Source organism: Couchioplanes azureus, assembly GCF_014648355.1.
GTDB classification, from domain to species: Bacteria; Actinomycetota; Actinomycetes; order Mycobacteriales; family Micromonosporaceae; genus Actinoplanes; species Actinoplanes azureus.
In genome coordinates this window covers 20,004-34,108 of sequence record NZ_BMQY01000009.1, presented here as the reverse complement: position 1 = coordinate 34,108, position 14,105 = coordinate 20,004, and the positions used below count along the sequence as shown (strand labels likewise).

At 73.8% G+C, this 14,105-nt stretch carries 15 protein-coding genes and 1 tRNA gene; 12 read left to right on the top strand and 4 right to left on the bottom strand.

The window, feature by feature from the left end:
- The first annotated feature begins 17 nt into the window (after positions 1–17).
- The 6 genes from IEY99_RS26590 to IEY99_RS26565 all read left to right on the top strand — a co-directional run bounded on the left by IEY99_RS26590 (position 18) and on the right by IEY99_RS26565 (position 3,620).
- Positions 18–557 carry a sigma-70 family RNA polymerase sigma factor gene (locus IEY99_RS26590; RefSeq protein ID WP_189206825.1) on the top strand — a complete coding sequence of 180 codons (540 nt, stop codon included), beginning with the start codon at positions 18–20 and terminating at the stop codon, positions 555–557.
- A gap of 90 nt (positions 558–647) precedes the next feature.
- Positions 648–1,130, top strand: a complete 483-nt coding sequence (locus IEY99_RS26585) for a MauE/DoxX family redox-associated membrane protein (RefSeq protein ID WP_189206824.1) — start codon at positions 648–650, stop codon at positions 1,128–1,130.
- The gene (locus tag IEY99_RS26580) at positions 1,127–1,855 is read left to right on the top strand and encodes a DsbA family protein (RefSeq protein ID WP_189206823.1); all 729 of its coding nucleotides are present in this window, start codon (positions 1,127–1,129) and stop codon (positions 1,853–1,855) included. The genes IEY99_RS26585 and IEY99_RS26580 overlap by 4 nt, the downstream gene beginning before the upstream one ends.
- Positions 1,852–2,844 (top strand): hypothetical protein, encoded by a 993-nt coding sequence (locus IEY99_RS26575; protein WP_229799274.1) that lies wholly within the window; start codon positions 1,852–1,854, stop codon positions 2,842–2,844. The genes IEY99_RS26580 and IEY99_RS26575 overlap by 4 nt, the downstream gene beginning before the upstream one ends.
- Entirely contained in the window at positions 2,841–3,311 is a 471-nt protein-coding gene (bcp, locus tag IEY99_RS26570) for a thioredoxin-dependent thiol peroxidase (RefSeq protein ID WP_189206822.1), read from the top strand. The genes IEY99_RS26575 and bcp overlap by 4 nt, the downstream gene beginning before the upstream one ends.
- Positions 3,312–3,536: 225 nt before the next feature.
- A tRNA-Leu gene (locus IEY99_RS26565) sits at positions 3,537–3,620 on the top strand.
- A 91-nt stretch (positions 3,621–3,711) separates the two neighbouring features.
- Here the strand turns inward: IEY99_RS26565 and IEY99_RS26560 are convergent.
- The 4 genes from IEY99_RS26560 to IEY99_RS26545 form a co-directional block, all read right to left on the bottom strand.
- Positions 3,712–4,128 (bottom strand): VOC family protein, encoded by a 417-nt coding sequence (locus tag IEY99_RS26560; RefSeq protein ID WP_189206821.1) that lies wholly within the window; start codon positions 4,126–4,128, stop codon positions 3,712–3,714.
- Positions 4,129–4,133: 5 nt separating this feature from the next.
- Positions 4,134–4,514 carry a helix-turn-helix transcriptional regulator gene (locus tag IEY99_RS26555; RefSeq protein WP_373293448.1) on the bottom strand — a complete coding sequence of 127 codons (381 nt, stop codon included), beginning with the start codon at positions 4,512–4,514 and terminating at the stop codon, positions 4,134–4,136.
- A 76-nt stretch (positions 4,515–4,590) separates the two neighbouring features.
- Positions 4,591–5,478 (bottom strand): expansin EXLX1 family cellulose-binding protein, encoded by an 888-nt coding sequence (locus tag IEY99_RS26550; protein WP_189206819.1) that lies wholly within the window; start codon positions 5,476–5,478, stop codon positions 4,591–4,593.
- A 43-nt stretch (positions 5,479–5,521) separates the two neighbouring features.
- Positions 5,522–6,316 carry an MOSC domain-containing protein gene (locus IEY99_RS26545; protein WP_189206818.1) on the bottom strand — a complete coding sequence of 265 codons (795 nt, stop codon included), beginning with the start codon at positions 6,314–6,316 and terminating at the stop codon, positions 5,522–5,524.
- Positions 6,317–6,398: 82 nt separating this feature from the next.
- On the opposite strand from IEY99_RS26545, the gene IEY99_RS26540 reads away from it, so the two are divergent.
- Genes IEY99_RS26540 through hutH form a run of 6 tightly spaced genes read left to right on the top strand, consistent with a single transcriptional unit; the run spans position 6,399 to position 14,013 of the window.
- Complete coding sequence (locus tag IEY99_RS26540; protein WP_189206817.1) at positions 6,399–7,247, top strand: MurR/RpiR family transcriptional regulator; 849 nt, start codon at positions 6,399–6,401, stop codon at positions 7,245–7,247.
- Between the two features lie 11 nt (positions 7,248–7,258).
- On the top strand, positions 7,259–8,890 hold the full coding sequence (gene hutU / locus IEY99_RS26535; protein ID WP_189206816.1) for a urocanate hydratase: 1,632 nt from the start codon (positions 7,259–7,261) through the stop codon (positions 8,888–8,890).
- Positions 8,887–10,065 carry an allantoate amidohydrolase gene (locus IEY99_RS26530; RefSeq protein WP_189206815.1) on the top strand — a complete coding sequence of 393 codons (1,179 nt, stop codon included), beginning with the start codon at positions 8,887–8,889 and terminating at the stop codon, positions 10,063–10,065. Before hutU ends, IEY99_RS26530 begins: the two co-directional genes overlap by 4 nt.
- Positions 10,062–11,336, top strand: a complete 1,275-nt coding sequence (locus IEY99_RS26525; protein ID WP_189206814.1) for a formimidoylglutamate deiminase — start codon at positions 10,062–10,064, stop codon at positions 11,334–11,336. Before IEY99_RS26530 ends, IEY99_RS26525 begins: the two co-directional genes overlap by 4 nt.
- Entirely contained in the window at positions 11,333–12,481 is a 1,149-nt protein-coding gene (hutI, locus tag IEY99_RS26520; RefSeq protein WP_189206813.1) for an imidazolonepropionase, read from the top strand. Before IEY99_RS26525 ends, hutI begins: the two co-directional genes overlap by 4 nt.
- Positions 12,478–14,013: a histidine ammonia-lyase gene (hutH, locus tag IEY99_RS26515; protein WP_189206812.1), complete on the top strand. Its 1,536-nt coding sequence runs from the start codon at positions 12,478–12,480 to the stop codon at positions 14,011–14,013. Before hutI ends, hutH begins: the two co-directional genes overlap by 4 nt.
- The last annotated feature ends 92 nt before the right edge of the window (positions 14,014–14,105 follow it).

The following is a 14,105-nucleotide window of genomic DNA, read 5'->3' as shown; positions in this document are numbered from 1 at the left end:
GCGTACGATGTGCGGTCGTGACAGCGAGCGAATCTCTCACCGCGCTCGCCCTCCGGGCGCGGTCCGGCGACGCCGGCGCGCAGTCCGCTCTGGTGCGGGCCACGCAGGCCGAGGTGTGGCGTTTCACCGCCGCGCTGGTCGATCCCGGTTCCGCGGACGACCTGACGCAGGAGACCTTTCTGCGGGCGTTCCGGGCGCTGCCGGGGTTCGAGGGGCGCGCGCACGTGCGCACCTGGCTGCTCGGCATCGCCCGGCGCACGTGCGCCGACCACCTCCGCGGCGTGGTGCGGCGGCGCCGGCTCGACGCCCGGCTGGCCGCCGAGGCGTGCGCGGACCACCGGGCGCACCCGGACCCGGCGCACCGGCTGGGCAGCGCCGACCTGCTGCAGCGGCTCGGCGAGGAGCGGCGGACGGCGTTCGTGCTCACCCAGCTGCTCGGCTTGTCCTACGCGGAAGCCGCCGAGATCGAGGACGTCCCGGTCGGCACCATCCGTTCCCGGGTGGCGCGCGCCCGCGACGAGCTGATGGCCGCGGTCGTCGCGGCCCGCGCGAGCTGATTCTCAGGGTCTTTCGGCCCGATACACAGCCAACCCCCAGGCGGTACAACGGAACCCGGCGACGCCGCGCGCCGACTAAGGGGGGTGAGCATGGAAACGCGTACGCGGACGGCATGGCCGTGGATCTCGACCGCCGCCCGGCTCGGCCTCGCCGCGGTGTGGCTGATCGCCGGCGCCCTGAAGGTCGGGGACCTGGCCGCCTCCGGGCGTGCGGTCAACGCCTACCAGCTGTTCCCGTACGAGGTGGCGAAGGTCGTCGGCGCCGTCCAGCCGTTCCTGGAGATCGCCCTCGGGCTGCTCCTGCTGGCCGGTCTCGCCGTACGCCTCAGTGCCGGCATCTCCGCCGCCCTGTTGCTGATCTTCATCGCCGGGATCGTCTCGGCGTGGGCTCGCGGCCTGCAGATCGACTGCGGCTGCTTCAGCACGGGCGGCGAGCTGGGCGCGGGCGTCGACCCGGCGTACGGGTGGGACATCGCCCGCGACGCCGGTTTCCTGCTGCTCGCCGGGATCCTGCTGTGGCGGCCGCGGACCCGCTTTTCGATCGACGGCATCCTGATGGGGGACGAGCAGTGAGCAAGGGCGACAAGAAACGGGCGCAGGCCAAGCAGGTGGTACGGGAGCAGCTCGCCCGGGAACGCCGCCGCACGGTCACGCTCTGGACCACCGTGGGGGTGGTGGCGGTGCTGGTCATCGCGGGGCTGATCGGCTGGGGCGTCGCCGCGGGGCAGGAGAAGGCCACCGCGGGCAAGCTGACGGTTCCGTCGACGGCGGTGGACGACGGGACGGCCTTCGCCCGCGGCACCGGACCGGTGCAGATCGACGTCTACGAGGACTTCCTGTGCCCGAACTGCCGGCGGGTCGAGGCGGCGACCGGGCCCGCGATCACGCAGCTCGTCGACGCCGGCAAGGTGACGGTGCGCTACCACCCCATCGCCATTCTCGACCGCCTCTCCTCGACGCAGTACTCCACCCGGGCGGCGGGCGCGGTGGCGGCCGCGGCGCAGAGCGGCAAGTTCTTCGAGTACCACGAGGCGCTGTTCGCCCAGCAGCCCCCGGAGGGCGGCCCGGGGCTCGACGACGCGAAGCTGATCGAGATCGGCCGGTCGGTGGGCCTGACCGACCAGGCGTTCGCCGACGCGATCGAGAACAGGACCTACACGGCCTGGGCCACGAAGGTCACCGACACCGCATCGTCGCGCGGGATCACGGCCACGCCCACCGTGCTGGTCGCGGGCAAGCCGCTGGAGCGTCCGACGCCGGAGGCGCTGACCGCCGCGGTGGGGGCGGCCGCGGCGTGAGACGCGGCGTCCTCTTCCTGACCGTGCTGGCCGGCCTGCTCCTCGGGCCGGCCGGTCCGGCGGCCGCGCACGGCGGCGAGGCGCCCGACGCCACCGCCTACCGCACCGAGGTGACCGGCCTCAGCGCCCCGGTGCCGGGGCTGACCGTGCGCGCGGTCGAGGCGGGCGCCCGCCTGGAGCTGGTCAACGACACGGGGCGCGCGGTCGAGGTGCTCGGCTACGCCGGTGAGCCGTACCTGGAGGTGCGGCCGGACGGCACGTACCAGAACGTCAACTCGCCGGCCACGTACACGAACCAGACGCTCGGCGGCGATTCGTCCGTACCGTCGCATGCGTCGCCGGCCGCCGCACCGCAATGGCAGAAGATCTCCGCCGGGCGGACCGTGCGCTGGCACGACCAGCGCACCCGGTGGCTGAGCCCCGGCCTGCCGCCGCAGGCGCAGGCCGACCCGGACCGCGCGCACCGGCTGCGGGACTGGGTGGTGCCGCTGCGCCAGGACCTGGTCCCGTTCGAGGTGCGCGGCACGCTGACCTGGGAGCCGCCGCCCGTGACGTGGGCCTGGTGGCTGGGCGCGGCCGCGCTGGCCGCGGCGGTGGTCGCCCTGGGCGTGCGCCGGTTCCGCGGGGTGGGCGCGATCACGCTGGTCGCGGGCCTCGTCACCATCGGGTACGCGGTGACGCGCGCCGCCCTGGGCGTGCCCGGGCAGGCGCCGGCGATCGGGGCGGCCGTGCTCGCGACGGCCGCCGGGGCCGCGACCGTGCTCGGGCGTACGCCGTTCCTGGCGTTCCTCGGCGGCACCGCGCTGGTGATCTTCGGCGGCCTGGGCGACGCGGGGGTCCTCACCCAGGCCGTGGTCGACTTCCCGGGGCCGGGCTGGGTCCCGCGCGCCGCGGTGCTCGTCGCGCTCGGCGCGGGTGCCGGTGCGGCCGTCTCGGCGCTGCTGCGCCTGCGTTCCCCGGCACCGGCCCGGATATCTTCGGACGCATGACTGAGCGTCTCTCGCCGGGTGATCCGGCCCCCGACTTCACCCTGCCCACCGACAGTGGCGGCACTCTGACGCTGAAGGAGCTCCGCGGCCGCCGGGTCGTGCTGTACGCCTACCCCGCGGCGATGACGCCGGGCTGCACCAAGCAGGCCTGCGACTTCCGCGACTCCCTGGCCTCGCTGCAGGCCGCGGGCTACGAGGTGGTCGGCATCTCGCCGGACACCCCGGCCCGGCTGGCGACCTTCCGCGAGCGGGACGCGATCACGTTCCCGCTGGTCAGCGACCGGGACAAGAGCGTGCTGACGGCGTACGGGGCCTTCGGCGAGAAGCAGCTCTACGGCAAGACGGTGACCGGCGTCATCCGCTCGACCTTCGTGATCGACGAGAACGGGGTCATCGAGCGGGCGCTCTACAACGTCAAGGCGACCGGGCACGTCGCGAAGCTGCGACGCGATCTCGGTATCGACTGAGTTCCCGCGCGAAGTTCGCGGATCCCGGGGCGCGGTGCCGATAAGTCTGGAGTGTTCCGCCACTGGGCACCCTCGGCGCGGACCCCGGCCCACGGCGGCCGTCATGCGGCCTGGATCCGCGAGGCGGCCGCCGTGCCGCGTACCGGGTCCCGGGCCTGCCCGGGCGGTGGATCCGCAGGCCAGCGTCTAGACTGCTGGCATCGACGGCCCACCGGGGCGCGTCGGGCGGAAGTGGCGGAATAGGCAGACGCGCGGGCCTTAGGAGCCCGTATCCGTGAGGGTGTGCGGGTTCAAGTCCCGCCTTCCGCACCCAGCTGGCACCGGAGGGACGCGTCCCGGGCGCCCTCCGGGTGGCACCGGACGACGACCGGGACACGCTGCGGATGCGGCGGGACCCGCGTCAGCTCTTGCGCGGCTGGTTGAAGCGGATCATGTTCCCTGCCGGGTCGCGGAAGGCGCAGTCGCGGACGCCGTACGCCTGGTCGACCGGCTCCTGCAGCACCTCGGCGCCGGAGGCGCGGAGGTGCTCGAAGGTGGCGTCGACGTCGTCGGTGACGAAGATGAGCCCGCGCAGCAGGCCCTTGGCGAGCAGTTCCGACTGCTTGCGCTTGTCCTCGGCCGAGGAGCTCGGGTTGGAGTCGGGCGTCTCGATGGTGATCTCGAGCTCGGGCTGGCTCGGCGGGGACACCGTCACCCACCGCATGCCCTCGAACTTGACGTCGCTGCGGACCTCCAGACCGAGCACGTCCCGATAGAAGCCGAGCGCCTTGTCGTGGTCGTCAACCGTGATGAAGCAGTGCGAAACCCTGATGTCCATGCAGGTCACGATACGTTCGGCGACCCCGCGCGGGCTTCTCCGTTCCTGACCGGCCGGGTCAGGATCTTGGCGAAGCACGCGGGGATGGCGGCCCCGGCCTCGTGGGTCCGCGCCCGGTAGGCGCTCGGCGTCTCGCCGACCAGCTCGGTGAAGCGCGAGCTGAACGAGCCGAGCGAGGTGCAGCCGACGGCGAAGCAGACCTCGGTGACGGACAGGTCGCCGCGGCGCAGCAACGCCTTCGCCCGCTCGATCCGCCGGGTCATGAGGTGGCTGTACGGGGTCTCGCCGAACGCCGCCCGGAAGCTGCGCGAGAAGTGTCCCGGCGACATCAGGGCCTCCCGGGCCAGCGCGGGCACGTCCAGCGGCTCCGCGAAGTCGCGGTCCATCCGATCGCGGGCCCGGCGCAGCCGGACGAGGTCGTCCCGGTTCACCGTCCCAGCATTCCACGAACCACCCGGGTGGTTAACAGGCCGGCGCCGCGGTCAGATCGAGGTTCTCGCTCTCGCCGGCGTCCGTCGCGGGCGCCGAGCTCGACTCGACGATCGGCGTGCGGGACGCCGTGGGCTTCACCTTCACCGTCGCCTTGGCCTTCGCCGTCGCCTTCTTCTTCGGCGCCGGTGCCGAGACCTCGGCGGCGGCCCGCGCGGACGTCACCTGCTTCTTCTTGGGGACGAGCTTGACGTTCCGCGCGGTCACCGTCTTGCCGTAGATGTCGGTCACCGCGATCTGGAACGGGCCGTTCCCGGTCTGCCGGTCGATGATCCAGAAGTTGTAGTCGGTGCGCGAAGCGGTCATCCAGTCGCCGCCCGGCCCCTTGGCCCGCACCTTGGCGATGGGGTTGGCGTGGTTGTCGATCAGCACCGCCCACCAGTACTGCGACGATCCCTCGGCGAAGGTGATGCTCAGCGGCCCGGGTGTCGGCGCGTCCGGCACGGCCCGGTAGGTGATCGGCACGATGCCCTGCACCGGGTCCGCGATCCTCTGGAACGCGGTGCGGCTCAGGTCCAGCCAGCCGGGCGTGCACTCGGGGCAGGAGTCGAAGACCTTGACGCGTACCGTGCCCTTGGGTCCGGTGACGTCGAGGTAGCTGCCGCAGGACAGCGCCCCGGAGTACTCGCTGCGCCCCAGGGCCACGTACAGATCGTCGGCCGGCGGCGCGAAGTTGCAGTTGCCCACCGTGCCCGCCAGGTCGTAGAAGGTGGCCTTGCCCGAACGCTTGGCGCTGGTCGGCGGGGCCGCGCACGCGCCACCGCCGTTCTGCAGCAGGATCGCCACGCCGAGCACGCCGGCCAGGAGCACGGCACCGCCGGTGGCGAGCCAGCGGGGACGCAGGAGGCGGTGAGCTGTCACGCTGAGGCATACTCCGGGGCCTCCGCCGCCGCGGGCAACTCTCCTAAGACACGCTTAAGACAGACTCCCCCACCCGGATGACACCCGTGTCGCCGGGGCGGAGGTCCGGGATCAGGTTGACGCCGAAGTGCAGCCCACCGTCGCGCCGGCGGAACCGGCCGAGCGTGCGCAGCGGCTCCCGGCCGCGCTCGCCGGTCTCCTGGTCGATGGTGGTGACGAGACACCGGTTGCTCGGCTCGGCGACCCGGTAGGTCGTCTCCCCGATCCGCAGGCGCCCGCCCACCCACGTGTCCTCGGCCCAGGCGCCGGCGCCGGTGAGGACCAGGTTGGGCCGGAACCGGGTCATCGGCACCGGCTCGTCGAGCCGGCCGTTGAGGGCGTCCAGGGAAGCCTCGCTGGTGAGCAGGATCGGAAACCCGTCCGCGAGGTTGACCCGGTCGTCCGGGTGGGCGTTGCGCTGGATCGGCCGCGCGGCGGCAGGGTCGGCGAGCCAGGCGAGCCGGGCGTCGCGGCCCAGGAGATCCGACAGGAATGCCGTGGCGGCCGGGGCGAGCCGGACGGGCACCGGCGGCTTGGCGCGGAAGACGCGGGCGGTCGCGGGCGGCCCCCCGGCGGGCTCGTCCACGTCGAGGCCGTCGAGCAGCAGGCCGCCGGGACGCGGCACGGCGTGCAGCTGGGTGAGGGCGGGCGCCTCGCGCTGGGTGATGCCCACCCCGTCGGCGTCGACCGCCATCCACCGCCGGTCGCCGGCCAGGCCCCAGGGCTCGGTCACCGCCACGTCGTGGTCCAGCCGATGACACCCTTTGAGCGGGTACGTGTGCAGCGAAGCGATCCGCATCGGGCCAGCCTCGCACAGCCGTGCACGGCCAATCCGGCCGAGGCACTAGCGGAGTGAAAGTTTTTATGCATAGTCTGCGTACGTGAATGACGTGGCGGTGGGAACGGGCGGGCGGGTGCTCGGCCTCTTCCAGGGCGCCCGGCTCACCCCCACCCAGCGGCGCATCGCGCACAGTCTGGTGCAGCACGGGCCGTCGGCCGCGTACCTGTCGGCCGCCGAGGTCGCCGAGCTCGCCGGGGTGAGCCAGCCCTCGGTGACCCGGTTCGCGATGGCGCTCGGCTACGCCGGCTATCCCGCCCTGCGGCGCGAGCTGCGGGCGCTCGCCGCGGAGCCGGCCATCCCGCCGGAGCCCGGCGAGAACCCGATGCAGGAGGCGCTGCGGGCCGAGAGCCGGCGCCTGGAACGGATGGCGGACGAGCTCGGCGATCTCCGCGCGATCGAGCAAGCCGCGGGGATGCTCGTCGGCAGCCGCCCGCTGCCCGTGCTGGGCCTGCGCGCCGCGGCGCCGCTGGCCGGATACTTCGGGTACTTCGCGGCCAAGGTGCATCCCGACGTCCGGGTGCTCGACGGCGGCGGCACCATCCTGCTCGACCGTCTCGACCAGGCGCGGGCCGCCGGGGCGAGCGCGGTGCTGGCCATCGTGCTGCCGCGCTGTCCGCGGGAGACGCTCGACGCGATCCGCGAGGCGAAGGAGCTGGGTCTCGCCGTGGTCGCGCTCACCGACTCGGCGGTGAGCCCGGTCGCCGAGGCCGCCGACGTGGTGCTGCCCGCGCCGGTCGGCACCCAGCTCGTGTTCGACCTGCACACCGGCCCCATGGCGATGGCCATGGTGCTGCTGCAAGCCATGTGCGACGCGGCGCCGGAAACGGCGCAGCGCCGCCTGGAGGAGTTCGAGGCGACGGCCATCCGCCGCCACATCTTCGAAGCATGAAGGAGTCCGGCATGCCTGAGGTACGCGCGCCGCGCGGCACGGCGTACACCGCGAACGGCTGGCCGCAGGAGGCCGCCAAGCGGATGCTGATGAACAACCTCGACCCGGACGTGGCCGAGCGCCCCGACGACCTCGTCGTCTACGGCGGCACCGGCCGGGCCGCCCGCGACTGGCCCTCGTTCCACGCGATCGTCCGCGAGCTCGACGAGCTGAAGGGCGACGAGACGCTGCTGGTGCAGTCCGGCCGCCCGGTCGGCGTGTTCCGCACCCACGAGTGGGCGCCGCGCGTGCTGATCGCCAACTCCAACCTCGTCGGCGACTGGGCGACCTGGCCGGAGTTCCGCCGCCTGGAGAAGCTCGGCCTGACCATGTACGGCCAGATGACCGCGGGCTCGTGGATCTACATCGGCACCCAGGGCATCCTGCAGGGCACGTACGAGACGTTCGCCGCGGTGGCCGCCAAGCGCTTCGGCGGCGACCTCGCCGGCACGCTGACCCTGACCGCCGGCTGCGGCGGCATGGGCGGCGCCCAGCCGCTGGCCGTGACGATGAACGGCGGCGCCTGCCTGATCGTGGACGTCGACGAGTCGCGGCTGCGCCGCCGGGTGAAGGACCGCTACCTGGACACGGTGGCCCGGGATCTGGACGACGCCGTCGCGCAGGTCGAGGCCGCCAAGCGGGACCGGGTGGCGAAGAGCGTCGGCGTGGTGGGCAACGCCGCCGAGATCTTCCCCGAGCTGCTGCGCCGCGGCGTGGCCATCGACATCGTGACCGACCAGACCAGCGCCCACGACCCGCTCAGCTACATCCCCGTCGGGGTCGACCTGGCCGACGCCGCCGAGTACGCGCGCAGCAAGCCCGAGGAGTTCACCGACCGGGCCCGCGCCAGCATGGCCCGGCACGTCGAGGCCATGGTGGGCTTCCTGGACGGCGGCGCCGAGGTGTTCGACTACGGCAACTCCATCCGCGGCGAGGCCCAGCTCGGCGGGTACGACCGGGCGTTCGCGTTCCCCGGCTTCGTGCCGGCGTACATCCGGCCGCTGTTCGCCGAGGGCAAGGGCCCGTTCCGCTGGGCGGCGCTCTCCGGCGACCCGGCCGACATCGCGGCCACCGACCGGGCCGTGCTCGACCTGTTCCCGGAGAACGAGCCGCTGGCCCGGTGGATCAAGATGGCCGGCGAGCGGGTCGCGTACCAGGGCCTGCCCGCGCGGATCTGCTGGCTCGGCTACGGCGAGCGCGACAAGGCCGGCGTGCGGTTCAACGACATGGTGCAGCGCGGCGAGGTGTCGGCCCCGATCGTGATCGGCCGCGACCACCTCGACGCCGGGTCGGTGGCGTCGCCGTACCGGGAGACCGAGGCGATGCTCGACGGCTCGGACGCGATCGCCGACTGGCCGCTGCTGAACGCCCTGGTGAACACCGCCAGCGGCGCCAGCTGGGTCTCCATCCACCACGGCGGCGGGGTCGGCATCGGCCGCTCCATCCACGCCGGGCAGGTCTGCGTCGCCGACGGCACCGAGCTCGCCGGGCAGAAGATCGAGCGGGTGCTCACCAACGACCCGGGCATGGGCGTCATCCGGCACGTCGACGCGGGCTACGAGTCGGCCGCCGCCTCCGGGGTCCACATCCCCATGAAGCGATGAGCGTCGCGCAGTTCGCCGCCCTCTGGGCGGAGATCGCGCCGATCGGCCGGGCCGACGGCGGCGGCTACCTGCGGTACGCCCTCACCGCACCGGAACTGGCCCTGCGGGACTGGTTCCGGGCCCAGGCCGCCGCGCGCGACCTGCCGGTCACCGAGGACGGCAACGGCAACCTGTTCGCCTGGTGGGGCGAGCCCTGGGGCGAGGGATGCGTGCTCACCGGGTCGCACTTCGACTCGGTGCCGCACGGCGGCGGGTACGACGGGCCGCTCGGCATCGTCAGCGCGTTCCTGGCGCTCGACCGGCTCCGCGCCGACGGGTACGCGCCGGGCCGGCCGCTGGGCATCGTCGCGTTCGTCGAGGAGGAGGGCGGCCGGTTCGGGCTGCCGTGCCTCGGCTCCCGGCTGCTGACCGGCGCGATCGACCCGGAGCGGGCGGCCGCGCTGACCGACCGCGACGGGGTGAGCTTCGGCGCGGCACTGGGCGCGACCCCGTCCGGCGCCCGGCCCGATCTCGTGGGCCGGGTGTCGGCGCTGGTGGAGCTGCACATCGAGCAGGGGCGGGCGCTGGACGTGCCGGTCGGGGTGGCGAGCGCCATCTGGCCGCACGGGCGGTGGCGGTTCGACTTCACCGGGCGCGGCGACCACGCCGGCACCACGCTGATGGCCGACCGGCGCGACCCGATGCTGACGTTCGCCTACACCGTGCTGGCCGCCAACAAGGAGGCCCGGCTCTCCGGTGCGCACGCCACGATGGCCCGGGTGCAGGTCGAGCCCAACGCCACCAACGCCATCCCGGCGCGGGTGCGCGGCTGGCTCGACGCGCGGGCCGCGGAGGAGTCCACGCTGGACGGTGTGGTGGACGCGATCGTCAAGCGCGCCCACGACCGGGCCGGCCGCGACGGCACCGAGGTCGACGTGACGGCCGAGTCGGTGACCGCCCAGGTCGCGTTCGACACGGCGCTGGCCCAGCGGATCGCCGAGCTGCTCGGCGGTGCGCCGATCCTGCCGACCGGGGCCGGGCACGACGCGGGCGTCTTCTCGGCGCACGTGCCGACCGCGATGCTGTTCGTGCGCAACCCGACCGGGGTGTCGCACTCTCCCGCCGAGCACGCGCCGGACGAGGACTGCGCGGCGGGCGTCGAGGCGCTCGCGAAGGTTCTCGAGGCGCTGACATGAGGTACTTCGCGGAGCTGGCCTGGATCGGCGGACGGGTTGAGCGCGACGTCGCCGTCGACGTCGCCGGCGGCCGGTTCACCGCGGTCACATCCGGCGCCGCCCCGGGCGGCACCCGCCTGCCCGGCCTGGTGCTGCCCGGCCTCGCCAACGCCCATTCCCACGCGTTCCACCGGGCGCTGCGCGGGCGTACGCACGGCGACCGCGGCAGTTTCTGGACCTGGCGCGAGCGGATGTACGAGGTGGCCGGGCGCCTGGACCCGGACAGCTACTACACGCTCGCCCGGGCGGTCTACGGCGAGATGGCCCTCGCCGGCATCACCTGCGTCGGCGAGTTCCACTACCTGCACCATGCCCCGGACGGCCAGCCGTACGCCGATCCCAACGCGATGGGCCACGCCGTGGTGCGGGCGGCGCGGGACGCCGGCATCCGGATCACCCTGCTCGACACCCTCTATCTCACGTCCACGGTGGACGGCAAGCCGCTCGAGGGCGTCCAGCGCCGCTTCGGCGACGGCGACCTCGACGGCTGGCGGGAGCGGACCGCCGCGCTGCGCGACGGCGAGGGCGTGCGGATCGGTGCGGCGCTGCATTCCGTACGCGCGGTGCCGGCGCGTTTCCTCGACGGCCTCGCGGGCCGCGCGCCGCTGCACGTGCACCTCTCCGAGCAGCGCGCCGAGAACGAGCAGTGCCGCGCGGTGCACGGCTGTTCCCCCACCGAGCTGCTGCACCGGCACGGCGTCCTCGGTCCGGGCACCACCGCGGTGCACGCGACCCACCTCAGCGACGGCGACATCAAGCTGCTGGGCGGCAGCGGCACCGGCGTGTGTCTCTGCCCCACCACCGAGCGCGACCTCGCGGACGGCATCGGACCCGGCCGGGCGCTGGCCGACGCGGGGTCGCCGCTGAGCCTGGGCAGCGACAGCCACGCCGTCATCGACGTGTTCGAGGAGGCCCGCGGCGTGGAGCTGGACGAGCGCCTGGCGACCGAGCGCCGGGGCCACTTCGCGGCGGACGAGCTGGTCGCCGCCGCCACCGCGCACTCCGCGCTCGGCTGGGACGACGCCGGGGAGATCGCCGTGGGCAGGCGGGCCGACCTGGTCGCGGTCGCGCTCGACTCGGTACGCACCGCGGGCGTCGACCCCTCCGGGGTGGTCTTCGCCGCCACCAACGCCGATGTCACCCACGTCGTCGCGGACGGGCGGATGATCGTGGACGGGGGGCGGCACACCGGCTTCGACGTACCGGCCGCCCTGCGGGAGGCGCTCTCATGAGTCTCGTGGTCACCAACATCGGCGAGCTGGTCACCGGCGACGACGAGCTGGGCACGCTGCACGACGCGGCCTTCGTCGCAGACGGCGGCCGCGTCGCGTGGGTCGGGCCGGCCGCGCAGGCCCCGGCGGCCGACGAGCGGCTCGACGCGGGCGGGCGGGCGGTGCTGCCGGGCTTCGTCGACAGCCACGCCCATCTGGTCTTCGCCGGCGACCGCGCCGCCGAGTTCGCCGCGCGGATGAACGGTGAGCCCTACACCGGCGGCGGCATCCGCACCACGGTCGCCGCCACCCGGGCGGCTTCCGACGACGACCTGCGCGCGGCAGCCGCACGGCTGGTCGCCGAGATGCGGCGGCAGGGCAGTACCACCGTCGAGATCAAGAGCGGCTACGGGCTGAACGTCGAGCACGAGGCGCGCAGCCTGCGCATCGCCCGCGACCTGACCGAGGAGACCACGTTCCTCGGCGCGCACGTGGTGCCGGCCGAGTACGCCGACCGGCCCGACGACTACGTCGACCTGGTCTGCGGGCCGATGCTGGACGCCGTCGCGGGCCACGCCCGGTGGGTGGACGTGTTCTGCGAGCGCGGCGCCTTCGACGCCGACCAGGCCCGGCAGATTCTCACCGCCGGGCTGAAGGCGGGGCTGGGCGCGCGGATCCACGCCAACCAGCTCACCGCCGGCCCCGGCGTGCGGCTCGCCGTGGAGCTGGGCGCCGCCAGCGCCGACCACTGCACGCATCTGAGCGATGCGGACGTGGACGCGCTCGCCGGATCGGCGACCGTGGCGACGCTGCTGCCGGGTGCCGAGTTCTCGACGCGGTCGCCGTACCCGGATGCGCGCAGGCTGCTCGACGCCGGCGTGACCGTCGCGCTGGCCACCGACTGCAACCCCGGTTCGTCGTACACGTCGTCCATGCCGTTCTGCATCGCCCTCGCCGTGCGCGAGATGCGCATGACGCCGGCGGAGGCCGTCCGGGCCGCGACCCTGGGCGGCGCCCGGGCGCTGCGCCGCGACGACATCGGGGTGCTGCGCCCCGGCGCCCGCGCCGACGCGGTCGTCCTCGACGCGCCCTCCCACCTGCACCTGGCCTACCGGCCCGGAGTTCCGCTGATCAGCACAGTTCTGCACGACGGAGTGCCCCAATGAGAGTCATCGTCCAGCCCACCGGCATCACCCCCGCCGACGTTCTCGCCGTCGCCCGGCGCGACGCGAAGGTCGAGCTCTCCGAGGCCGCGGTCGCGGCCATGGAACGCAGCCGCGCCATCGTCGACGGCATCGAGGCCTCCGGCCGCCCCGTGTACGGCGTCAGCACCGGCTTCGGCGCCCTGGCGAACACGTCCATCGAGCCGGAGCGCCGGGCGGAGCTCCAGCACGCCCTGATCCGCTCGCACGCGGCCGGGGTGGGCGTCCCCATGTCACGGGAGGTGGTCCGCGCGATGATGCTGCTGCGGGTCCGCTCGCTCGCGCTGGGCCTGTCGGGCGTCCGCCCCAAGCTGGCCCAGGGCCTGGTCGACCTGCTCAACAACGACATCACGCCGTGGGTGCCCGAGCACGGCTCGCTGGGTGCCTCCGGCGACCTGGCGCCGCTCGCCCACTGCGCGCTCGTGCTGCTGGGCGAGGGCTGGGTGCTGGGCAAGGACGGCGCCCGCGTGGACGCCGCGCAGGCCCTGCACGCCGCCCACCTCGAGCCGCTCGACCTGGCCGCCAAGGAGGGGCTGGCGCTGATCAACGGCACCGACGGCATGCTCGGCATGCTGCTGCTGGCGATCGACGACGCCGAGCACCTGTTCGCGATGGCCGACGTGACGGCCGCGCTGGCGATCGAGGCGATGCTCGGCTCGGAGCGCCCGTTCCTGCCGGAGCTGCACTCCATCCGCCCGCACCCGGGCCAGGCGGCGTCCGCCGCGAACATCCACAAGCTGCTGCAGAACTCGGCGATCATGGATTCGCACCGCGACGACCTCGCCCACGCGGTGCAGGACGCGTACTCGATGCGGTGCGCGCCGCAGGTGGCCGGCGCCGCCCGGGACACGCTGGAGTTCGTCCGTACGACGGCCGCGCGGGAGCTGCGCTCGGTGGTGGACAACCCGGTCGTGCTCACCGACGGCCGGGTGGAGTCGACGGGCAACTTCCACGGCGCGCCGCTGGGCTTCGCCGCGGACTTCCTCGCCATCGCCGCGGCCGAGGTGGGCGCGATCGCGGAACGCCGCGTGGACCGGCTGCTCGACGTGGCGCGCTCCCGCGACCTGCCGCCGTTCCTCTCCCCGGACGCCGGCGTCAACTCGGGCCTGATGATCGCGCAGTACACGGCGGCCGGGATCGTCGCGGAGAACCGCCGGCTGGCGAGTCCCGCGTCGGTGGACTCGCTGCCCACCAGCGGCATGCAGGAGGACCACGTCTCGATGGGCTGGGCGGCGACGAAGAAGCTGCGCACGGTGCTCGACAATCTCACCAGCGTGCTGGCGGTCGAGCTCATCTCGGGCGTCCGCGGGATCCAGCTCCGCGCGCCGCTGACGCCTTCACCGGCGGGCCGGGCCGCGGTATCGGCGGTATCGGTCTTCGCCGGCGAGCCCGGTCCCGACCTCTTCCTCGCGCCGGTGATGGAGCGGGCACGAGCCGTCATCGCGAATCGCGTCCTGCGAACGGAAATCGAGCACGAAATCGGCACCCTCCACTGAGGACATCGCCGTTTTCTTCACAGTGATCGATCGAGGACAGATCGGTAATCTTCTATCTCTCTGCCTGGTAGCACATAGGACGGAGGACGGCC

What these genes read in the sequence shown, in the direction of transcription:
- IEY99_RS26585 (WP_189206824.1), top strand. Translation starts at nt 648, where the DNA reads ATGGAAACGCGTACGCGGACGGCATGGCCGTGGATCTCGACCGCCGCC.
- bcp (WP_189206822.1), top strand. Translation starts at nt 2,841, where the DNA reads ATGACTGAGCGTCTCTCGCCGGGTGATCCGGCCCCCGACTTCACCCTG.
- IEY99_RS26560 (WP_189206821.1), bottom strand. Translation starts at nt 4,128, where the DNA reads ATGGACATCAGGGTTTCGCACTGCTTCATCACGGTTGACGACCACGAC.
- IEY99_RS26555 (WP_373293448.1), bottom strand. Translation starts at nt 4,514, where the DNA reads ATGGACCGCGACTTCGCGGAGCCGCTGGACGTGCCCGCGCTGGCCCGG.
- IEY99_RS26545 (WP_189206818.1), bottom strand. Translation starts at nt 6,316, where the DNA reads ATGCGGATCGCTTCGCTGCACACGTACCCGCTCAAAGGGTGTCATCGG.
- hutU (WP_189206816.1), top strand. Translation starts at nt 7,259, where the DNA reads ATGCCTGAGGTACGCGCGCCGCGCGGCACGGCGTACACCGCGAACGGC.
- IEY99_RS26530 (WP_189206815.1), top strand. Translation starts at nt 8,887, where the DNA reads ATGAGCGTCGCGCAGTTCGCCGCCCTCTGGGCGGAGATCGCGCCGATC.
- IEY99_RS26525 (WP_189206814.1), top strand. Translation starts at nt 10,062, where the DNA reads ATGAGGTACTTCGCGGAGCTGGCCTGGATCGGCGGACGGGTTGAGCGC.
- hutI (WP_189206813.1), top strand. Translation starts at nt 11,333, where the DNA reads ATGAGTCTCGTGGTCACCAACATCGGCGAGCTGGTCACCGGCGACGAC.
- hutH (WP_189206812.1), top strand. Translation starts at nt 12,478, where the DNA reads ATGAGAGTCATCGTCCAGCCCACCGGCATCACCCCCGCCGACGTTCTC.